Origin of the sequence: Solimonas variicoloris DSM 15731 (assembly GCF_000382285.1) — a bacterium.
GTDB classification, from domain to species: domain Bacteria; phylum Pseudomonadota; class Gammaproteobacteria; order Nevskiales; family Nevskiaceae; genus Solimonas; species Solimonas variicoloris.
Window position 1 is genome coordinate 242,906 of sequence record NZ_KB907925.1, and the last position, 20,937, is coordinate 263,842.

General features: G+C 70.1%; 17 protein-coding genes. 7 read left to right on the forward strand and 10 right to left on the reverse strand.

Features of this window, described 5'->3' with window-relative positions; all coding sequences use genetic code 11:
- Window positions 1-30: 30 nt before the first annotated feature.
- Window positions 31-1,848 carry a bifunctional helix-turn-helix transcriptional regulator/alpha/beta hydrolase gene (locus tag H149_RS21875; protein WP_020647899.1) on the reverse strand — a complete coding sequence of 606 codons (1,818 nt, stop codon included), beginning with the start codon at window positions 1,846-1,848 and terminating at the stop codon, window positions 31-33.
- A gap of 213 nt (window positions 1,849-2,061) precedes the next feature.
- Between H149_RS21875 and H149_RS21880 the strand changes: the two genes are divergently transcribed.
- Window positions 2,062-4,287 carry an Ig-like domain-containing protein gene (locus H149_RS21880; protein WP_020647900.1) on the forward strand — a complete coding sequence of 742 codons (2,226 nt, stop codon included), beginning with the start codon at window positions 2,062-2,064 and terminating at the stop codon, window positions 4,285-4,287.
- Between the two features lie 121 nt (window positions 4,288-4,408).
- On the opposite strand, the gene H149_RS0101235 is transcribed toward H149_RS21880, so the two are convergent.
- Window positions 4,409-6,580 (reverse strand): primosomal protein N', encoded by a 2,172-nt coding sequence (locus H149_RS0101235; RefSeq protein WP_020647902.1) that lies wholly within the window; start codon window positions 6,578-6,580, stop codon window positions 4,409-4,411.
- A gap of 368 nt (window positions 6,581-6,948) precedes the next feature.
- Here H149_RS0101235 and H149_RS0101240 point away from each other — a divergent pair, with 368 nt between their 5' ends.
- On the forward strand, window positions 6,949-8,181 hold the full coding sequence (locus H149_RS0101240; RefSeq protein WP_020647903.1) for an MFS transporter: 1,233 nt from the start codon (window positions 6,949-6,951) through the stop codon (window positions 8,179-8,181).
- 13 nt (window positions 8,182-8,194) lie between these two features.
- Here the strand turns inward: H149_RS0101240 and H149_RS0101245 are convergent, their stop codons facing one another.
- The 3 genes from H149_RS0101245 to H149_RS0101255 all read right to left on the reverse strand — a co-directional run bounded on the left by H149_RS0101245 (window position 8,195) and on the right by H149_RS0101255 (window position 9,665).
- Window positions 8,195-8,380 (reverse strand): hypothetical protein, encoded by a 186-nt coding sequence (locus tag H149_RS0101245; protein WP_020647904.1) that lies wholly within the window; start codon window positions 8,378-8,380, stop codon window positions 8,195-8,197.
- Window positions 8,377-9,129, reverse strand: coding sequence for a queuosine precursor transporter (locus H149_RS0101250; RefSeq protein WP_020647905.1), 753 nt, complete (start codon window positions 9,127-9,129; stop codon window positions 8,377-8,379). Before H149_RS0101250 ends, H149_RS0101245 begins: the two co-directional genes overlap by 4 nt.
- Before the next feature lie 80 nt (window positions 9,130-9,209).
- On the reverse strand, window positions 9,210-9,665 hold the full coding sequence (locus tag H149_RS0101255; protein WP_020647906.1) for a GFA family protein: 456 nt from the start codon (window positions 9,663-9,665) through the stop codon (window positions 9,210-9,212).
- 119 nt (window positions 9,666-9,784) lie between these two features.
- Here H149_RS0101255 and H149_RS0101260 point away from each other — a divergent pair, with 119 nt between their 5' ends.
- Window positions 9,785-10,585, forward strand: a complete 801-nt coding sequence (locus tag H149_RS0101260) for a hypothetical protein (RefSeq protein WP_020647907.1) — start codon at window positions 9,785-9,787, stop codon at window positions 10,583-10,585.
- Window positions 10,586-10,655: 70 nt separating this feature from the next.
- On the opposite strand, the gene H149_RS0101265 is transcribed toward H149_RS0101260, so the two are convergent.
- From H149_RS0101265 to H149_RS0101280, 4 genes are all read right to left on the reverse strand, one after another.
- Window positions 10,656-12,074 carry an NAD(P)(+) transhydrogenase (Re/Si-specific) subunit beta gene (locus H149_RS0101265; protein ID WP_020647908.1) on the reverse strand — a complete coding sequence of 473 codons (1,419 nt, stop codon included), beginning with the start codon at window positions 12,072-12,074 and terminating at the stop codon, window positions 10,656-10,658.
- Between the two features lie 10 nt (window positions 12,075-12,084).
- Window positions 12,085-12,396, reverse strand: a complete 312-nt coding sequence (locus H149_RS0101270; protein ID WP_020647909.1) for an NAD(P) transhydrogenase subunit alpha part 2 — start codon at window positions 12,394-12,396, stop codon at window positions 12,085-12,087.
- 14 nt (window positions 12,397-12,410) lie between these two features.
- A complete protein-coding gene (locus H149_RS0101275; protein ID WP_020647910.1) occupies window positions 12,411-13,538 on the reverse strand; it encodes an NAD(P) transhydrogenase subunit alpha in 1,128 nt (375 codons plus the stop codon).
- Between the two features lie 198 nt (window positions 13,539-13,736).
- Complete coding sequence (locus H149_RS0101280) at window positions 13,737-14,606, reverse strand: DUF6279 family lipoprotein (RefSeq protein ID WP_020647911.1); 870 nt, start codon at window positions 14,604-14,606, stop codon at window positions 13,737-13,739.
- 116 nt (window positions 14,607-14,722) lie between these two features.
- Between H149_RS0101280 and H149_RS0101285 the strand changes: the two genes are divergently transcribed.
- The 3 genes from H149_RS0101285 (at window position 14,723) to H149_RS24160 (ending at window position 18,715) form a co-directional block, all read left to right on the forward strand.
- Window positions 14,723-16,798 (forward strand): adenosylcobalamin-dependent ribonucleoside-diphosphate reductase, encoded by a 2,076-nt coding sequence (locus H149_RS0101285; RefSeq protein ID WP_020647912.1) that lies wholly within the window; start codon window positions 14,723-14,725, stop codon window positions 16,796-16,798.
- A gap of 1 nt (window position 16,799) precedes the next feature.
- Window positions 16,800-17,546: a hypothetical protein gene (locus H149_RS0101290; RefSeq protein ID WP_020647913.1), complete on the forward strand. Its 747-nt coding sequence runs from the start codon at window positions 16,800-16,802 to the stop codon at window positions 17,544-17,546.
- Between the two features lie 374 nt (window positions 17,547-17,920).
- Entirely contained in the window at window positions 17,921-18,715 is a 795-nt protein-coding gene (locus H149_RS24160; RefSeq protein ID WP_154654584.1) for a CatB-related O-acetyltransferase, read from the forward strand.
- 28 nt (window positions 18,716-18,743) lie between these two features.
- Here the strand turns inward: H149_RS24160 and H149_RS22510 are convergent, their stop codons facing one another.
- Window positions 18,744-18,920 carry a DUF3606 domain-containing protein gene (locus tag H149_RS22510; protein ID WP_020647915.1) on the reverse strand — a complete coding sequence of 59 codons (177 nt, stop codon included), beginning with the start codon at window positions 18,918-18,920 and terminating at the stop codon, window positions 18,744-18,746.
- 173 nt (window positions 18,921-19,093) lie between these two features.
- On the opposite strand from H149_RS22510, the gene H149_RS0101305 reads away from it, so the two are divergent.
- The gene (locus H149_RS0101305; protein ID WP_020647916.1) at window positions 19,094-20,878 is read left to right on the forward strand and encodes a DUF885 domain-containing protein; all 1,785 of its coding nucleotides are present in this window, start codon (window positions 19,094-19,096) and stop codon (window positions 20,876-20,878) included.
- Window positions 20,879-20,937 lie beyond the last annotated feature (59 nt).

The following is a 20,937-nucleotide window of genomic DNA, read 5'->3' on the forward strand; positions in this document are numbered from 1 at the left end:
GACGTCGCTCGACCCCCGCGGCGCGGCGCCTCAGGCCGGCTCGCGGGCCTGCCGCTCGGCCGCGGCGATGCTCGAAAAGATGGTCTGCCACAGCGCGTAGATGACGAAATGGCCGGCCTGCGGCAGGCGGTTCAGCGCCACTGCCTTGAGCTGCCGGCCGATGCGTTCGGCCAGCGCGATCGACACGTGGCGGTCGTCCTCGCCATGCCAGATCGTCACCGGCGCGCGCACCTCGGACAGCTCGAAACCCCAGTCCTGCACCGACAGCAGGGTTTCGAGCACGAGCTCGCGCTCGTCGTGCCGCACCGAGGCGAGCAGGCCGTCGACATAGGCCTTGCGCAGTGCCGGATCGTCGAGGATCGCGCGGTCGGCGTCCGTCACCTGCGTCTTGACCTGCTCGATGTAGCGCTGCGGATCGTTGCGGATGCCCTTGATCACCACGCGCATCACCGGCGCCAGCAGGCTCGGCGTGTAGCGCGCCAGCAGCATCGCCATGCGGAAGGCCGGCAGGTAGTGGCGGATGTCCTCGACGCTGGTGAACGGCGGCGCGCAGCCGACCAGGGTGACGCTGCTGACGCGCTCGGGCAGCAGCGCCGCAGTTGCCAGCGCATACGGGGTGCCGCCGGAGAAGCCGGCGACGGCGAAGCGATCGAGTCCGAGATGATCGGCGAGCGCGGCGACGTCGCGCGGCCAGTCGGCGATGCGCCGGCCCGGCTGCGGGTCGGAGTCGCCGCAGCCGGGCCGCTCCGGCAGGATCAGGCGCACGCCGCAGCGCGGCAGCAGGCTGTCGTCGGGATGGCGCTGGAAGCGCGAGCCGGAGATGCCGTGCATCAGGATCACCGGCAGGTCGCCGGGATCGCCGACGTCGGCGTACGCCAGCCAGCGCCCGTCGCGCAGACGCAGGCCTTCCGCCGGCGCCGGCGGCGGCGCTTCGAGCAAGGCCGCGGCGCCGGCCGCGGCCGTTTCCCCGGCGACGGTGTCCAGCCAGACCGGGCTGCTGTAAAGCGTCTGCAGCAGCTCCGGCTGGCGCCGCACGCCGGTCTTGGCGAAGACCGCCTTGAGCTGCGCGCGCGTGGTGTGGATCGTCACCGCGTGCGCGCGCGCGATCTGCTCGAGCGTGCGGCCGCGGACCAGGCCCTGGGTCACGCGCGCCTCGGCCGGCGTGAGGCCGAACGCCGACATCAGGGCCTGCTCCGACAGCTGGTGGGTGCGGCGGCTGGCGACGAACACGACGGCGCGGCTGGCGTCGGCACGGCCCTTCAGCGCCATGCGCGAGACCAGCAGCGACAGCGCGTCGGCGCTGTTCGCGTCGAGGTGCAGCGAGCGACCGGCGCCGTCCGGCTGGTCGATCGCGGCGCGGATCGCCGCCTGCAACGGCGCCGCCGGCGTCGCCACCAGGCGGCCCTGTTCGAGCCGCAGCGCGCCCTTGCCGCGCGTGACCTCGAGCAGTGCGCGGTTCATGCCGCTGACGCGGCCGTCGCGGTCGACGATGGCCATGCCGACCGGCAGGCGGTCGAGGGCGCTCTCGAGCAGATCGCGTTCCTCCTCGGCCTGTGCCAGCTCGTGATGGATCGCGTTGGCGCGGACGAAATGCGGGATCAGCTGCTGCAGCAGCTGGCGCTCGCCGGGCGTCGCCGCGCCGTCGAGCAGCGCCCCCTGATCGAACCAGCGGGCGACGAGGCCGTGCACGGTCTGGTGGCTCAGGCGCGGTGTGTCTTCGTCGAGCTGCTGCAGATAGCCGGACACGCCTTCGAGCAGCTCCGGCCAGAGGCTGAGATCGGTGGCGGCGTCGTAGACCAGCCCGATCAGCTCGGACAGCGCACGCGGCGGCGGAAGGCTCGAAGTCATCGGAGATGGATCGGGATCGGTTCGGGCGCGATGGATGCCGCAGCAGTAGCACGCCGCCGCCGGCGCGCGCAACGCGGCATTACCCAAATGGGCAATGCGTCGGCGCGGACCGCCGTGCCAAGGTCTTCGCGGCGCCGGACGACGGAGCGCGCCCGGCCTTCCGGAGCTCGCGTCCGGCGCCGCATTCGATGCTTTTGCATGGGGGTCCGCGGTATGTCCAGCGCATTTCATGTTTCCCGTCATCCGTCGCTGCGACGCCTGCTGTCGTGCGCCGCGGCCGGCCTGCTGAGCGCGCAGCTGGCGGCCTGCGGCGGTGGCGGCGGCGGCGATGACGAGGCGTCGCGGCCGAGCGTGACGCTGACGGCATCGGCGACCACGGTCGAAGGCGGCGAGACCGTCGCCCTCACCGCGCGCGCGCGCGACGCGCAGGGTGCCGCGCTCGCGGCCGGGCTGGCCTGCACGGCCGGCACGCTGGAAGGCACGCTCCTGATCACGCCGACGGTGCGCCAGGACACGGACATCGTCTGTACGGCGACGGCGACCGATGCCGCCGAGCGCACGGCGCGCGCCGAGGTCACGATCCGCGCCACTGCGACGCTCGCCAGCCTGACGATTCCGGACGGCAAGTCGACGCTCGCCGGCGGCGAGCTCGGCCTGCTGTTCGCCGACCAGCTGCCGCTCGAGGACGAAAGCTACGTCGCCACGCTCGACGGCCAGGACCTCACGCTGTACCGCAGCGATGCCGGCACGCTGACCTTCGCGGTGCCGGCCACGGCCGTCGCCGGCGAGAAGATCCTGCGGGTGACGATCGGCACGCGCTCGTACGCCTATCCGCTGCAGATCGAGGGCGCGCCGGCGATCGCCGATGCGGGCGCCGTCGTGTCGGCGGCGCTGCGTCATTTCAAGGCGCAGCTCGACGACATCGTCACGGCGTACGGCGCGACCTTCAGCGCCAGCCAGCTGGCGACGATCGAGCAGCAGCAGCAGGATCTCGACGCGGCGCTGGCGCAGCTGGACGGCGCGACGCCGGCCGAGCTCGAAGAGGCGGCCGTCGTGCTGGTCGCGAACGGCTTCATCGCCGCCGACGGCTCGATTCCGGCTGCGGCGACGCCGGCGCGCGCCTTCGATCTGAGCGCCTGCAAGAGCAAGACCGCCGAGTTCGTCCGCAGCAACGCCAGCCTGGCGCTGTGGATGAGCGCCACCTACTGGAGCGGCAAGCAGATCGCGAACGGCAGCGTGCTCAGCGCGATCTACGCCGGCGTCGCGATCGGCAGCGCGGTCAACGCGTTCACGGAGTTCAACAAGACGCGCACCAGCGTCGGCGCGGTGCTGGGGACCTGCCTGAAGGAAGTGGCCGCGCAGCTGGTGCGCGTGATCACCGGCGAGGACGCCAGTCGCGGCGGATCGGCGTACAAGCAGGTCCGCGCGCTGACCGGCGAGGCGCGCATCGGCTTCACCAACGACGTCGCGCAGACCTTCCGCATCGAACGCACGCTGCGCATCGACGACAGCGTGCTCGCTGTGGTGCAGGCGAACTTCGCGCGGCTCGCGACGATGATCGCGCGTCTGCCGTATCTGCCCGACTCGCTGCAGAATCTTCTCGCCAGCCTGCAGACCGAAAAGACCGAAGACCTGCCGGCGGCCGGGGTCACGCTCGGTGCTATCTCGCGCAGCGACATCGGTGGCAGCGCGACGTCGTCCGGCGCGCACCTCGTGCTGAAGTTCAAGGCGATCGAGCCGGAAGAGGAAAACATCGATTTCGACTTCAAGCTCCATCGCAGCGAAGGCGAGCCGATCGCCGTCGCCGCGCAACTAAGCATCGATCTGCCCGAGGCCGACGATGCGGCGATCACGGTCACGCAGGGCACGCCCGCGGCATCGACGCTCGTGGTGCGCGGCGCCGACAGCCTGGAAGTCGTGAGCGCGCCGACGCTGGGCAGCGTGGCGCTGCAGGCGGACGGTCGCTTCACCTACACGCCGTCCGGACAGTCGTTCGGCGCCGACCGCTTCACCTACCGCGCCAAGAACGAGAACGGCTATTCGAAGGCTGCCACCGTCCTCGTGACGATCAAGCGTGTCTTCGAAGGCGCCTGGGAGATCAGCTCGCACAGCACGGTGACCAGCATGTCGCAGCCGGGCCTCTGCGGAGACGAGGACAACCACTTCACGACCGGCGTCAGCAAGATCTCGGACACCAAGTACCTGACCGAGTACGGCGGCAAGCCGCTCGAACTGACGATGAGCTCGGCCGACGATCCCTCGGGCCTGTCCGGTCGGCTGACCGTGACGATGGAGGATGGCCCCGGCGAGACCACCGAGACCGTGCAGGTGTCGATCCCGAACAGCACCGAGCTCAGCGGCCGGACGACCTGGACCTATCGCGGGCCGGGCCAGACGAGTTGCACCGGCGTCACGCAGTTCACCGGCCGCAGGCCCTGAGTCCGTCCGCCGCGGCGACGATGCCCCTCTGCGCCGGGGCGTCGTCGTTGCCGCGGTAGCGGTCGCTGCGCGTCCCGCGTCCCGCGTCGTCGCGCTGCGGCGCGATCAGCGCCAACCGGCCCTAGAACAGATCGGCCGGATCGACGTCGACCGACCAGCGCACGCGGCGCGCGTCGGGCAGCTCGCCGAGCCGCGGCACGGTCGCCGCCAGCGCCCGCTGCAGCGCGGCGCGGCTGTCCGACTGCAGCAGCAGCTGCGCGCGCGTGTAGCCGGCGCGGCGTTCCATGCCGGACGGAATCGGTTCCATCGTCTGCACGTCCTTGAACGGCGCGTACAGCTGTCGCGCGGCGCCGAGAAAGCGCAGCGGCAGGCCGGCGTCCTCGGCTTCGGCGCGCAGCAGCGCGAGATGCGCGTACGGCGGCAGCTTCGCCATCGCCCGCTCCTCGAGCAGTGCCTCGGCGAGCGCGTCGTAGCCGCGTTCGACCAGCGTGCGCAGCAGCGGGTGCTGCGGCTCGTGCGTCTGCAGCCAGACCTCGCCGGCCTGGCCGGCGCGGCCGGCGCGGCCGGCGACCTGGGTGACGAGCTGGCCCATGCGTTCGATCGCGCGGAAGTCGGCGCCGTACAGCGCCTGGTCGGCGGAGACGATGCCGACCAGCGACAGATTCGGGAAGTCGTGACCCTTGGCGAGGATCTGCGTGCCGACCAGCACGTCGATCTTCTGCGCGCGCACGTCGGCGAGCAGGCGTTCGAGCTCGTGGCGCTTGCCGAGGCGATCGGAGTCGAGACGCTCGACGCGCTGGCGCGGATAGCGGTTGGCGAGCGCCTGCTCGATGCGCTCGGTGCCCTGGCCGAGCGGCATCAGCTCGCTGCCGCCGCAGGACGGGCAGGTCTTCGGCACCGGCTGCTGCGCGCCGCAGTGATGGCAGATCAGGCGGCCACGGCCGCGGTGCAGCGTCAGGCGGGCGTCGCAGGCGGTGCAGGCGGCGCGCCAGCCGCAGTCGTGGCAGAGCAGCATCGGCGCGTAGCCGCGCCGGTTGATGAACAGCAGCGCCTGCTCGCCGCGTTCGAGGCAGCGGTCGAGCGCCTCCAGCAGCACCGGCGAGAGGCCGTGCGCGAGCGTCTGCTGGCGCACGTCGAGCACGCGGATGCGCGGCGGCGGCTGGGCGTGCACGCGCTCGCGCAGCGGCACGTGCCGGTAGCGCCCCTGGCGGGCGTTGTGCAGCGATTCGAGCGACGGTGTCGCGCTGCCGAGGATGACCTCGGCCTTGAGCCGCTGCGCGCGCACGATCGCCAGATCGCGCGCCGAATAGCGGAAGCCGTCCTGCTGCTTGTACGAGGGGTCGTGCTCCTCGTCGACGACGATCAGTCCCAGACGCGCGAACGGCACGAACACCGCCGAGCGGGTGCCGACGATCACGCCGGCGCTGCCGGCGCGGGCCGCCAGCCAGGCCTGTTCGCGTTCGCCTTCGCTCATCCCGGAATGGAAGCTGAGCACGCCCGGGCCGAGCCGCTCGCGCAGGCGCTGCGTGAGCTGCGGCGTCAGGCTGATCTCCGGCACCAGCACCAGCGCCTGGCGGCCGGCGGCGAGCGCCACTTCGATGCGGCGCAGATACAGCTCGGTCTTGCCGCTGCCGGTGACGCCTTCGAGCAGGCTGACGCTGAAGCCGGCGGTCGCGGCGGTTTCCAGCGCCTGCAGCGCCACGCTCTGGGCCGGCGTCAGCGTCGGTCCGGGAGGTATAGGTTCGGTTTGCGCCGGGATCGGGACTGCCTCGACCCAGGCCTGCGCGAGCAGGCGCGCGCGCACCGCCGCCTCGACCGCCCAGTCGCCGCTGCCGAGCGGGCCGGCGCGCAGCGCCTCGAGCGCGGCGCGCTGCGCGCGATGACGCGCCGGCAGGCGCTCCAGGGCCTCGCGACCGGCGGCGCTCAGCTGCCACTGCAGGGCGCTTTCGAGCCGGGCCCGACCCTCGTGCTTGAGGCTGCCCGGCAGCGCCGCGGCGACGACCTCGCCGATCGGGTGGCGGTAGTAGTCGGCCGCCCATTCGCACAGGGCCAGCAGATCGGCGCCGAGCAGCGGGGTCTCGTCGAGCACGGTCTCGACCGGACGGTAATCCTGGCCGTCGTCGCCCGCCTCGAAGGGCGCGCGCAGCACCACGCCGGTGACGCGGCGGCGCCCGAACGGCACGCGCACGCGCACGCCCGGCCGCAACTGCGCCGCCAGCGCCGCCGGCACCCGGTAGTCGAAGCTCCGGTACAGCGGCACCGGCACGGCGATGCTCGTCAGCTGGCCGCTCACGGCTTGTGGATAACTATGTGAATGAAGGGGACGGCCTGCGCGCGGCGCCCCGGCACGCCTGCCGCAGCGTCTGCGGGCGGTCCGGGATAATCAAGAATAAAGCGTTTCTATTCAATGGAATATGTCGATATGAATAGAATGTGAATGAGGCGTCTCTTGATTGTGACAGCAAAGCTCGATCCGCCCGGCTTGTGCATAAGGATTTCTAAACCATGCCGTTCGCGGAAAAACCGGCGGCGGCCGCCGCCGGCGCCGGGCCCGCATGATACGGGCGCCGGCCGCGCCCCGTCGCGGCCCTTACAATCGCGCGCTTTCGAAGAACAAGACCCCCGCCTGCCGTGTCGCAAGCCGCCCCCGCCGTCCCGCACGTGGCCTTCGCCGCCCTCCGCCATCGCGGTTACCGCGCCTATTTCCTGCTGTCGGCGCTGGCGATGATGGCCGACAGCATCGAGCACGTGATCAGCTACTGGGTGATCTTCCAGAAGTTCCAGTCGCCGGCGCTCGGCGGCTTCGCGGTGGTCTCGCACTGGCTGCCGTATCTGCTGTTCTCGCTGAGCTCCGGCATCGCCGCCGACCGCTACGACCCGCGCCGCATGATCCAGCTCGGCATGGCCCTGTTCATGGGCGTGTCGGTGGCCTGGGGGGTGCTGTTCATCACCGGCGCGCTGCAGGTCTGGCACGCGGCGCTGCTGCTGGTGGTGCACGGCTGCGCCGGCGTGCTGTGGGGTCCGCCGTCGCAGGTGCTGCTGCACGACATCGTCGGCCGCGAGCATCTGCAGAGCGCGGTGCGCCTCAACGCCACCGCGCGCCAGCTCGGCCTGCTGCTCGGTCCGGCGATCGGCGGCGCCTTTCTGCTCGCGCTCGGGCCGAACCTCGGCATCCTCGTCAACGCCCTGCTGTACCTGCCGTTCATTCTCTGGCTGGTCGCCGCGCCGTACGGGCCGCGCTTCCGCGCCGCCAGTACGGCGGCGGCGCAGCGCGCGGTGCGCGGTTTCGGCGACATCGCGCGCACGCTGGCCGAGATCGGCCGGCACCGCGTGATCGCCTCGATGACGCTGCTCGCCGGCGGCGCCTCGCTGCTGATCGGCAACGCCTATCAGGCGCAGATGCCCGGCTTCGCCCAGGATCTCGGCCACGGCCATGTCGACTTTTCGTACAGCGCCCTGCTCGCCGCCGACGCCGCCGGCGCGCTGCTCGCCGGCTTCGTGCTCGAAAGCCGCGGCCTGCTGCGGCCGCGGCCGCAGACCGCCTGCCTGCTGGCGCTGATCTGGTGCGCGGCGCTGGCCGGCTTCGCGTTCTCGCCGTACTACGCGCTGGCGCTCGCGCTGCTGTTCGTCGCCGGCTTCGTCGAGCTGGCGTTCAACGCGATGGCGCAGACCCTCGTGCAGCTGGAGGCGCCGCCGGCGCTGCGCGGCCGCGCGATCGGCGTCTACAACATGTTCGCGATGGGCATGCGCACCTTCAGCGGCGTCACCGTCGGCCTGGTGGGCGCGCGCATCGGCATTCACGGCTCGCTGGCGGTCAGCGCCGCAGTGCTGTTCGTGCTGATCGGCCTGTTGCTGCAGTTCGCGCGGCGCACGCCGCCGGCGCCGGCGACGTGAGCGGCGGTCGCGTTCAGCGGCCGTAGACGGCGGTGATGCGGGCGCTGGCCAGGGTGTGCGCGTGGATCATGAAACCGGCCAGTGCCGGCGCCGCGAAGCGCATGCTGCGCCGCCGGTGACGGCCGCGCGCGCTGATCTGCAGATAGCCGCCGAGCGCGGCGCGCGCCGCGTATGGCGGCCGTGGGAGCTCGCCGTTCACGGGCGCTGCCGGATCTCGCCCTCGTCCTGCAGCGAGAACGGCGTGAAATGCGTGTGCGTGTCGTAGGTGTCGACGCCCTCGGCGCGCTTCAGGCGGTTGACGACGAAGTAGGTCACCGGCGTCATCACGACCTCGACGCTGACCTTCATCGCGAAGTTGAAGATGACGACCGCGATCAGCGATTGCGTTTCCCAGATGCCGGCGAAGGCGATCGGATAGAACAGCAGCGAATCGGCACCCTGGCCACAGATCGTCGAGCCGATCGTGCGCATCCACAGGAAGCGGCCCTGCGTCCAGATTTTCATCTTCGCCATCACGTACGAGTTGACGAAATCGCCGACCCAGTACGCGAACATGCTCGCGGCGACGATGCGCCAGGTGTTGCCGAACACCACTTCCAGCGCCGGCTGCAGCGTGCCGTTCCACGGCTCGTCCGGGCTCGGCGTCATGCCGACGACGATCGTCGACATCACGGTCGCGAAGATCATCGCGCCGAAGCCGGCCCAGATCGCGCGCCGCGCGCGCGCATAGCCGTACACCTCGGTGAGCACGTCGCCGAAGATGTAGCTGATCGGGAAGAACAGGTTGCCGGCGCCGAAGTCGACGTTGCCGATCAGCGGCAGCGTCAGCGTGCAGACCTTGCCCGGCCCGATCAGGTTCGAGCACAGCAGCACGGCGACCATGCCGCCGAGCAGGAAATCGTAGTAGCGGAAGCCCTGCGGCGACGCGGGCGCGGTGGCGATGCTCATCGGCGGGGACGAACGTTCGGGAGGCGGAGCGGTGTGCGCAGCATAAGCGATGCCATCGGCCGTGCGCGCCGCGGCCGGCTTCAGCCGGGCGGCGCCTGGTGCACCGTCATGCTGCGCAGCCGCGGGTCGTCGGCGGTCGCCTCGCGCGGCAGACCGTCGCAGAGCTGCAGCCACGGCAGCCAGCTTTCGGCGCCGTAGTGGATCGCCGGCGGCGCGCCGGCCGGGTCGTCGAGGCTGCCGATCGTGACATAGACCCGCGCTGCCTCGTGGTAGGCGAAGGTCAGCGGCGTGCCGCAGTCGGCGCAGAAGCCGCGCGTCGCCAGCGACGACGAGGCGTAGAGCTTGGGCGCGCCGCGCGTCCAGCGCAGGCGCTCCTTCGGACAGCCGGCGAGCGCCGCGAAGGCGTTGCCGAGCGCGCGCTGGCACATGCGGCAATGGCACAGATGGATCTTTTCGAGCGGCGCGTCGATCTCGTAGCGGACCGCGCCGCACTGGCAGCCGCCGCCCCGCCGGGCGGGGCTCGGGTGCGTTGACATGCTGAGGTTCCGGTGCAGGTTCCCGCCTATCTCAGCAGAAAACGCCGTGAAGCGGTTCACGGGCGCCCCGCGGCGGCCGGCGTAGCGTCCGCACCCGGGCCCCTGGATGGAAGCGCGCCATGCCGAAGCTCACGCCGTCGCTGCGCAGCGAGTTCGAGCAGCTGTTCGCCGGCGGCCAGGTTCGCCCCGAGCGGCGTACCCTGGTCGAGCGCCTGGCGGACAAGGTCCTCGGCACCCGCGCGCGCTACGCGGCGGTCGGCGACCCGCTCGGCATCCCCTGGTACGTCGTCGCCGCGATCCACAATCTGGAGGCCGGCCTGTCGTTCCGCGCCCACCTGCACAACGGCGATCCGCTGAACGCGCGCACCGTGCATGTGCCGCGCGGCCGTCCGGTCGACGGCGCGCCGCCGTTCACGTGGGAGGACAGCGCGCACGACGCGCTGCGCTACGACGGCATGGACGGACTCGCCGACTGGAGCCTGGCGGCGACGCTGTACCGGCTCGAGGGTTACAACGGCTGGGGCTATCGCAACCAGCATCCGGAGATGCTGAGTCCGTATCTCTGGAGCTATTCGAACCATTACGAGCGCGGCAAGTACGTCGCCGACGGCCAGTGGAGCGCCAGCGCGGTGTCCGACCAGTGCGGCGCGGCGACGCTGCTGCGCCGGCTCGCCGAACGGCGCGAGATCGATTTTCCGCCGCGCCCGGACGCGCCGGCGCCGCGGCCGCAGCCGGTGCCTTACGCCGAGCGCAAGCCGCGCGACCCGGCGGCCGTGGCGCGCGCGGTGGCGCTGCAGCAATGGCTCAACACGCACCCCGGCCTCTACGTCCGTGTCGACGGCGTTGCCGGGCCGCGCACGTCCGACGCCTATCGCCTTCTGACCGGCGCGTACCTGCCGGGCGATCCGCGCGGCGGCTGACGCGCGGCGCGGCCACGAAAAAGGCCGCCTCGCGGCGGCCTCTTCGTGATGCTTCGCGGTGGCGCGCCGCTCAGTGGCCGCCTTCCAGCGACTTCACCGCCTGGATCATCGCCACCATCACCTTCTGCGCGTCGCCGTAGACGAGGTTGCAGTTGTCGGCATAGAACAGCTCGTTCTCGACGCCCGAGTAGCCCTTGCCCTGGCCGCGCTTGACGACGTAGACCTGCTTGGCCTGGTCGACGTTGAGGATCGGCATGCCGTAGATCGGCGAGCTTTTGTTGGTGCGCGCCGCCGGGTTCACGGTGTCGTTGGCGCCGATGACGATGGCGACGTCGGCTTCCTTGAACTCGCCGTTGATGTCTTCCATGTCGTAGATGATGTCGTACGGCACGCCGGCTTCGGCGAGCAGCACGTTCATGTGGCCCGGCATGCGGCCGGCGACCGGATGGATCGCGAACTTCACCTCGACCCCGGCCTCCTGCAGCAGCTTCACGAACTCGTAAAGCTTGTGCTGCGCCTGCGCGACGGCGAGGCCGTAGCCCGGGGCGATGATGACCTTGCTCGCGTAGCGCATGTTGATGCCGGCGTCGCCCGCATCGACCGGCTTGAGCGAACCCTTGATCTCGCCCTGCTGCTCGTCGCCGGCGGCGCCGAAGTTGCTGAACAGCACGTTCGACACCGAGCGGTTCATGGCCTTGGCCATCAGCAGCGTCAGCAGCGTGCCGGCCGAGCCGACCACCATGCCGGCGATCATCAGCGCCGGGTTGTTGAGCACGTAGCCCTCGAAGCCGACGGCGAGGCCGGTGAAGGCGTTGTACAGCGAGATCACCACCGGCATGTCGGCGCCGCCGATCGGCATCGTCATCATCACGCCGTAGAACAGCGCCAGCGCGAAGAACGCGGCGAGCAGCGGCATCGGCACCGCGCCGTGCTGCCAGACGATCCAGGCGCCGAGCGCGACGAGGATCAGCAGCAGCGTGCCGTTGATCGCCTGCAGGCCGCTGATGCGCAGCGTCTTGTTGATGCGGCCGTCGAGCTTGCCCCAGGCGATCAGCGAGCCCGACAGCGAGATCGAGCCGATCAGGCCGCCGAGCACGGCGAGGCCGAGGCCGATGCCGCCGTGCGCCTTGTGGCCGAACAGCTCGATCGCGGCGATCGCCGCCGCCGCGCCGCCGCCCATGCCGTTGTAGAGCGCGACCATCTGCGGCATCGCCGTCATCGCCACGCGCTTGCCGCTCCACCAGGCCCAGCCGAGGCCGAGCACCAGCGCGATCACGGCGAGCGTGACGTTGGTCGTCAGATGCGGTCGGGCGGCTTCCTCGACGTCGAGCGTGTAGAGGAAGCTGGCGAGCACGGCGACGACCATGCCGACGCCGGCGACGACGATGCCCGAGCGCGCCGTCACCGGCGACGACATGCGCTTGAGGCCGTAGATGAACAGAAACGCCGCGAGGAAGTAGCTCGCGTCGATGATCAAGGCTGCATTCATGAGCTTCCCCTTAGCCCTTCTTCTTGTCCGAAGGCTTGAACATTTCGAGCATGCGCTCGGTGACGACGTAGCCGCCGGCGGCGTTGCCGGCGCCGAGCAGCACGCCGACGAAGCCGATTACCTGCTGCAGCGTGCTCGACGCGTTGAGCAGCGCCCACAGCGCGCCGACCACGACGATGCCGTGGATGAAGTTGGAACCCGACATCAGCGGCGTGTGCAGGATCGCCGGCACGCGGCCGATGATCTCGAAGCCGGTGAAGGCGGCCAGCATGAAGATGTAGAGGGCCACGAATCCCGTCAGGATGGTGGTGGTGTATTCCATGGCGTGTCTCCCTCTCAGGCCGTTTCCACGGCCTTCTTGGCCGCTTCGTTCTTGATCTCGCCGCCGTGCGTCAGCGCCGCCTTGGCCAGCACCTCGTCGCTCCAGTCGAAGTTGAGCGCGCCGTCCTTGACGAACAGCTCGATCAGGTTGAACTGGTTCTTCGAGTACAGCTCGGAAGCGTGCTCGGCGAGCAGCGAGGGCACGTTCAGCGGCGCGACGATCGTCACCTGGCCGATCTGCACGGTCTGGCCCGGCTGCGTGTACTCGCAGTTGCCGCCGCCTTCCGCGGCGAGGTCGACGATGACCGCGCCGTTCTTCATGCCGTCGACCTGCGCCTTGCTGATCAGCTTCGGCGACGGCCGGCCCGGGATCGCGGCGGTGGTGATGATGAGGTCCGCCTGCTGGATGTGCTTGGTGACGACCGCGGCGATCTTGTCCTTCTCTTCCTGCGTCAGCTCGCGGGCGTAGCCGCCCTCACCGCGCGCGTCGACGCCGGTGTCGACGAACTTGGCGCCGAGCGATTCGGCCTGTTCCTTGGTTTCCGGACGCACGTCGTAGCCTTCGGTCATCGCGCCGAGGCGGCGGGCGGTGGCCAGCGCCTGCAGGCCGGCGACGCCGAGGCCCATGACCAGGCACTTGGCCGGACGGATCGAGCCGACCGCGGTGGTCATCATCGGCAGGATGCGCGCCAGATTGGTGGCGCCGAGCAGCGCCGCGTAATAGCCGGCCAGCGCCGCCTGCGAGGACAGCGCGTCCATCGCCTGCGCGCGCGTGATGCGCGGGATCAGCTCCATCGCGAAAGTGGTGATCTTCTTGTCGCGCAGCAGCTTGGTCAGCTCCGGTTCCTTGTGTGCGTAGACGAAGGAGATCAGCGTGCTGCCGTCCTTCATCGCGTCGACCACGTCGGCCGGCGGCGGCTGCACGGCGACGACGATGTCAGCATCGCTGACCAGGCCCTGCGGATTGGCCGCGAACGTGACGTTCTTGTAGGCCGAATCCGGAATGCGGCTGGCGGCGCCGGCCTCGGACTGCATGTGGATCTCGCAGCCCAGCTTGACGAGTTTGTCGGCCACGGCGGGGACGAGCGCCACGCGGCGTTCGTTCGCACGAGTCTCCTTCAGCACGGCAATTTTGACCGGCATGTTGTGATGCTCCAGAGCGCAAAACGAGTCGAAATCAGGATTTCACGTGGCCGTCACACCGTCTTTGGGCGGGTTTGCGGGCACGAGCAGGCCGGAAGTCTAACGGAACGTCTGGGGAATAACACCCAAATATGCAGGAGCTGCCGCAGCGCCAGACGTGCTTGTCCGGCCGGCCCCGGCGCCGTGCGTGCCAGGCCGTCAACGGCCTTCGGCGGCGTTCGCGGCAGGCGCCGCCGACAGCGCGTCGAGATCGGCAGCGAGACCGAGCAGCTGCTTGCGCAGATGCTGGCGCTGCGCCGGCGTCAGGCTCGGACCGAGATCGGCGAACAGCGCCAGCCAGCGCTCGCGGTTGGCGGCGAAGTCGGCGCGCTGCGTTTCGGTCCACAGCGCATCGCCGCCCGTGACCAGACTGCGCAGGCGCGGACAGAAGCCCGGCGCCTGGCGCGCGGCGAGCGTATCGGCGAGCGCGTCGCGCCAGCTGCGCCGGAACGCCAGCCACTCGGGCGCGACCCACGGCCGCGTGCGGTTCCACTCGCGCAGCAGCTGCCGCTGCTCCGGCGTCAGGTCGCCGAGCCAGCGGCGCAGGCTCTTGTTCAGAGATCGCTCGGCGCGCTCGCGCAGATCCGTCTCGCGGCCGTCGACGGCGTCCTCGGCGTAGTCGGCCAGATCGTCGTCGGCGCGTGCGAGCAGGCTGCGTACCTGGGCGTCGCTGAGGCTGCCGCCGAGACTGCAGAACAGCGGCATCAGATGTTCGAGCGCATCGTTCCACAGGCTGCCGTACTGCTCGCTCCAGCGCGCCAGCTCGGCGGCGTCCGGCGGCGTGTCGGTGCGCGCCGCGATCTGGCGCAGCGTCGCCGCGTAGCGCGGCAGCTCGCTGCGCCGGTGCCAGTCCCAGAACAAGCTGAACTCGACGTCGAAGCGTGTGCGCTGCTCCGGCGTCATGTCGACGTACTTGTCGAGCTCCCAGCGCGCGAGGAAGTCGAGCCGCTGGTACGCGAACTGAGTGGCGCTGCAGCCGGCGATGCAGGCGGCGCAGAGCAACAGCAGCAGGCGGCGTGCGAAGCGCATCGCGATAGGGTCCGGATATTGATCTGGATCAAAGCGTAACCGATGCGCATTTGATCCTGCGTAGACGACATCGCGATGGCGGCGCACGATGGCCGGACGCACTGAAGGAGTCCGTCTTGAAGCCACGCGATGTCACCCTGTCGGATCTTCCCCCGCTGCCGCTGCAAACTGCCGCCGCGGCGATCGCCGAATCCAAGTACTTCCTGCCGGGCGAGGATCTCGACGCCATGCGCCGCCGTCTGGCGCGCGCGCTGGCGGCGGTCGAGGCGCAGCCGGCGCGCTGGGAGGAGCCGTTCTACCGCGCCCTGCATTACGCTTTTCCCGGCGGCCGCATCATGGCCAACGCGGGGGCCGAGAACGTCAAGCCGAACGTTTCGACGATCAACTGCACCGTGTCGCGCACGATCGGCGATTCGATGGCCGGCATCATGGATGCCGCGCGCGAGGCGGCGCTGACGCTGAAGGCCGGCTGCGGCATCGGCTACGACTTCACGACGCTGCGCCCGGCCGGCGCCTATGTTGCCGGCGCCGGCGCGACGACCTCGGGGCCGATGCCGTTCATGGACGTGTTCGACGCGATCTGCCGCACCGTGTCCAGCGCCGGCGGCCGACGCGGCGCGCAGATGGGCTGTCTCGATATCAGCCATCCGGACATCGAATCCTTCATCACCGCCAAGCGCGAGAACGGCCGCCTGCGCGCGTTCAATCTTTCGGTGCTGGTATCGGAGGCCTTCGTGCAGGCGGTGCGCGACGACGCCGACTGGCCGCTGGTGTTTCCGGCCTTCCAGCACGAGCTCGGCGAGCAGCCGACGCTGTGGCGCCGCTGGCCGGGCCAGGACCCGCTGCATACCGTCAACGAGCGCGGTGAAACCTGCTGCCGTATCTACCGCACGGTGCGCGCTCGCGCGCTGTGGGATCTGGTGATGCGCTCGACCTACGACTACTCCGATCCGGGCTTCATCCTGATCGACGAGTGCAACCGCATGAACCCGCTCTGGTTCAGCGAGGAGATCCGCTCGACCAATCCCTGCGGCGAGCAACCGCTGCCGCCGTACGGCGCCTGCCTGCTCGGCTCGGTCAACCTCGCCGCCTTCGTGCGCCGGCCGTTCAGCGCGCAGGCGCATTTCGACTTCGACGCCTACGCCGGTGTCGTGCGCGTGTTCGCGCGCATGCTCGACAACGTCTGCGAGATGAACGGTCTGCCGCTGCCCGAGCAGCGCGCCGAGATTCTCAGCAAGCGCCGTCACGGCATGGGCTATTTCGGGCTCGGCTCGGCGCTGACCCTGCTCGGCCACGAATACGGCTCGGCCCCGTCGCTGGCCTTCACCACACAGGTCACGCAGCGGCTCTCGCTCGAGAACTGGCGCGCGGCGCTGGAGCTGGCGCGCGAGAAGGGGCCGGCGCCGGCGCTGACCGAAACCGTCGAGCTGACGCCGCGCCATTTCGTGCAGAACCCGGCGCTGGCGCGCGACGGCCTGCAGCCCGGCGAGCGCCTGCCGGCGCGCGTGCTGCACGCCCGCTACTCGCAACACCTGCAGCGCATCGCCACGCTCGACGCCGAGCTTGTCGCGCAGCTCGCCGAGACCGGCGCGCGCTTCACGCATGCCACCTCGATCGCGCCGACCGGCACGATGGCCGCATCGGTCGGCAACAACGCCAGCAATGGCATCGAACCGTCGTTCGCGCACAGCTATGTGCGCAACCTGATCGTGCCCGGCGAGAAGGCCAAGCGCGCGGTGCGCATGGAATCGTTCGAGCTGCTCGCCTACCGCGCGCTGGTCGACGCCGATGTCGATGCCGAGAACCTGCCGCCGGCCTTCGCCGCCGCCGCGGCGATCGCGCCGAAGGCGCACGTCGACGTGCAGGCCGCCGCGCAGGCCTGGGTCGACTCGTCGATCTCGAAGACCATCAACGTGCCGAGCGACATCGCCTTCGAGGAATTCAAGGATCTGTATCTGTACGCGATCGGCCAGGGACTCAAGGGCTGCACGACGTTCCGCTTCAATCCGGAAGTGCATCAGGGCGTGCTGGTGCGCGAGTCGGACCTCGCCGCCACGGTCTACGAGTTCAAGCTCGCCGACGGCAGCCACGTGCAACTGAGCGGCGACGCGCCGGTCGAATACGAAGGCGCCACCTATACCGCCGCCAATCTGTACGACGCCCTCAAGGAAGGGTTCTACGGGAAACTCTGACATGGCCGAAACGAAGAAGCCCACGCATATCGCGCAGAAGATCGTCGGCTGGTCGGTGGCGCGCGCCGCGCCCGCCAACGATGTGGCGCCGGACGTCGACCCGCGCACGCTGCGCATCGACCGGCGCGAGGAAGGCAGCTGGGAATCGGTGACGACCAAGATCAACCTGACTTCGGCGACCGGCACCAAGACGCTTTATTTCGTCATCGGCTTCGGCGTCGTTTGCGGACGGCGCAACGGCGAGCCGATCTGCATCGAGCGCCCGCTGGAGTTCTTCGTGCCGGCCGGGCAGACCGCCGCCGAGCACCAGTGGGTGTCGGCGACCATGCGCACGCTGTCGCTCGCCGCGCGCGGCGGCTTCCTCGTCAAGGCGCTCGCCGATCTGCGCAAGGTGTCCTGGGACCGCGGCCCGGTCTGGTACGGCAAGAGCAAGAGCGGCAAGGGTCTGGTGCACGACTCCGAAGTCGCGGCGATCGCCTGGGCGATGGAGCAGGAGCTGCAGAAGCGCGGCTACCTCGATGCCTACGGCGTCGAGCGTTCCCTCGACGAACTCGCCACCCGCTACGCGCAGCTGCGCCGCTTCCGCGACGCGCTGCCGCTCGACAATCCGAGCCCCGGCGAGCCGCAACAGGAATCGGCGCTCGCCGCCTTCGCCCTGCCCGACCCCTGCCCGCAATGCCGCGGCGAAATGGTGATGAAGGACGGCTGCCCGACCTGCCTGGACTGCGGGTATTCGAAGTGCGGGTGAGCGGGACTTCTGCTGGCTGACTTGGTGCTAGAGGTGAAGCCGTATTGAGCCCTCCGATTCATCGAATGCAGGCCGCGCACGCGCATCAGGGTCGCGCAGTCGGCGCAAGCCGGCATCGCATCGGCTAGCCAGTTCTTCGCTGCTTCACGGCAACGAGCAAGCCGTCACCATTGGTCGCCGCACCCACACCATCGAGCGGGCGCCGCGATCGCTGCGCGCGGCTGGCTTGGCATAGTGATTGCGCCGGTATACGCGTTTTCGTACTGAGCCCGGCAGGTCCGGCGCACATACCGCGGGCGCGGGGACATGGATAATCCCGGTGCTTGCGGCAGCGTCGCGGCGAAATCCCCCAACTCTTTTCTGACGACATGGTCATGGATGACAGCGGAGCAGCGGCTGGCGGTGTGGATCCTCAGGCGCTCGGCCTGCTCGGCGGCGGCGGCATCGTCGGCAGCCTGCGTTACGAGCGGCCGGCCTACATCTACGGGCACCTGCTGAAGGACTGCACGGCCGGCGCCTTCGCGTTCTTCAATTCGGCGGGTCGCACCAGCGCGTACCGCTGCCATTTCGGCCGCTACTCGCAGATCGGCGAGGGTTCGGTGCTCGGTCCGCCGGAGCATCCGATGGACTGGTTCAGCTCGCATCCGTTCGCGTTCACGCGGCCGCGCTACATGCCGAAGATCTACCAGTTCGAGGAGTTCGCGCGGCTCGGGCCCGAAGAGCAGCCGGGTCCTTCGTACGTCGAGACGGTGCCGAGCGAGACCTACATCGGCCACGAGGCCTACATCGGCGCCGGAACCTTCGTGAAGCGCGGCGTGCGCATCGGCGACGGCGCCGTGATCGGTGCGCGCAGCGTCGTCACCAAGGACGTGCCGGCGTATGCGATGGTCGTCGGCTCGCCGGCGCGCGTGCTGCGCATGCGCTTCGCGGAGCGGCTGGTCGAGCGCTTCCTGGCGCTGGAATGGTGGAAGTACGACCTCGCGCCGTTCAAGCGCGACGTCGATTTCCGCGAAGTCGAGCCGACGCTGGCGTTCTTCGAGGAAAAGCTGGCGCTCGGCGAGCTCAAGCCGCTGCTGCCGCGCACCTACAAACTGCGCCAGACGCCGCACGGCATGCAGGCCGAGCAGCTGGCGGCGCCGCTGTACTTCGCCGACCTCCACGGCGCCTGAGCGGGCGGCGCCGGTGCGCCTGTCCGCGTCAGCGGCCGAGCGCGTTGCGGACCGCCTGTACCGCCGGGCCGACGTGTTCGACGACCTGCTTGAGGCGTTGCTCGCTGACGGCGAGCGTCTGCGTCCAGTAGCGGAGCTCGTCCTGCTGCTGCAGGTCGATGCGCTGGCCGTCGGGTGACGGATGCGGCTCGGGCCGATCGGTCATGGCGTTCTCCTCGCGGTGCCGTGAACGGCGGAGTCGCGAGCATCGGCGCCGGCGCGTGACTCGGGCCTGAATCGCGGTCGCAGCCGGCGCGGCGGGGCTGAGGAGTTTCACGCCTGTGCGCGCCGCGTGCGACGGTTAGGATGGCCGCTCGTGCCCCGGCTGAAGGAGTTCCCATGTCGCGTCTCCCGGCGTTTCCGGCCCTGCGGCCGACGATCGCGGCATGCGCTGTCGCCTGCGCGATGCTGGCCGGCCGGCCGGCCGGTGCACAGACGGCGACGGACGCCGGCGCGGCCAATGCGGCCAGCCAGGCGGCTGTCGCGGCCGGCCTGAAGGCCGATTGGCGCGCGCACCTGCAGCGCTTCGAGGAAGGCTACTTCGCCGCCAATCCGAGCTTCGCGGTCAGCCAGGGCCGACACGACTACGACGGCCAGCTGCCGGACTGGAGCGCGGCGGCGATCCGCCAGAACATCGCCTGGCTCGAAGCGCAGCGCGCGCGCACCGCGGCATTCCGGCCGGCGGCGCTGGACCAGACTCAGCGCTTCGAGCGCGAATACCTGCTGGCGCGCATCGACGGCGATCTGTTCTGGCTGCGTGACGCCAGCCAGGCGTTCCGCAATCCGGCGTTCTACATCGGCACGCTCGATCCCAGCGTGTACCTGACGCGGCCCTACGCTCCGGCGGTGGTCCGCCTCAAGGCCTTCATCGCCTACGCCAACCGGCTGCCGCGCGCCGCCCGGCAGATTCGCGACAACCTGCGCGGGCCGCTGCCGCGGACCTACGTCGAGCTCGGCATCAACAGTTTCGGCGGCTACGCGAGCTTCTTCGCCCACGACGTGCGGCCGATCTTCGCGGACGTGCAGGACCCGGCGCTGCAGGCCCAGCTCGAACGCGCGCTGGCCGCGGCGGCGGCGGCGATGCAGTCGCTCGCCGATGCGTTCAAGGCGCAGCTGCCGACCGCGAACCAGGATTTCGCGCTTGGCGCGACGCGCTTCGCGCAGATGCTGCAGGCCACCGAGCGCGTGACGACGCCGCTCGCCGAACTCGAAGCGGTCGGCCGCCGCGATCTGGCCCGCAATCTCGCGGCGCTGAAGGCCGCCTGCGCGCAGTACCTGCCGGACGGCGACGTGCACGCCTGCCTCGATCGGGCGAATCGCGACAAGCCGGCCGACGGTCCGGTCGAGGAGGCGCGGCGCCAGCTGCTCGCGCTGCGCCAGTTCGTCGTCGATCATCAGCTGGTCAGCGTGCCGAGCGACGAGCGCGCGCTGGTCAACGAAGCGCCGGCCTACAACCGCTCGAATTCGGCCTATATCGACGTGCCGGGACCGTTCGACAAGGGCATGCCCTCGGTCTACTACATCGCGCCGCCGGACCCGAGCTGGTCGCCGGCCGACCAGCAGGCCTACATTCCGGCGAAGGCGGATCTGCTGTTCACCTCCGTGCACGAGGTCTGGCCCGGCCACTTCCTGCAGTTCCTGCATTCCAACCGCTCGCCGTCGGCGTTCGGCCGCCTGTTCGTCGGCTACGCGTTCGCCGAGGGCTGGGCGCACTACACCGAGGAGATGATGTGGGACGCCGGGCTCGGCAATGGCGATCCGGCCGTGCACATCGGCCAGCTCGGCAATGCACTGCTGCGCAACGTGCGCTTCCTCTGCGCGATCGGTCTGCACACGCAGGGCCTGAGCGTGCCGGACTGCGAGACGATGTTCCGCGAGCAGGCTTTCCAGGACCCGGGCAACGCGCGCCAGCAGGCGGCGCGCGGTACCTACGATCCGGCCTATCTCAATTACACGCTCGGCAAGCTGATGATCGTGAAGCTGCGCGAGGACTGGACCGCGACGCGCGGCGGCCGCGCCGCCTGGCAGGCTTTTCACGATCAGTTCCTGTCGTACGGCGGCCCGCCGATTCCGCTGGTGCGCGAACGGATGCTCGGCAAGGCCGACGACGGCAAGCTGTTCTGAAAGCCGAAGGGCTGAAAAGTCCCTGTTCCGCCATGGCGAGGCCCTGCAGGCGACGAAGC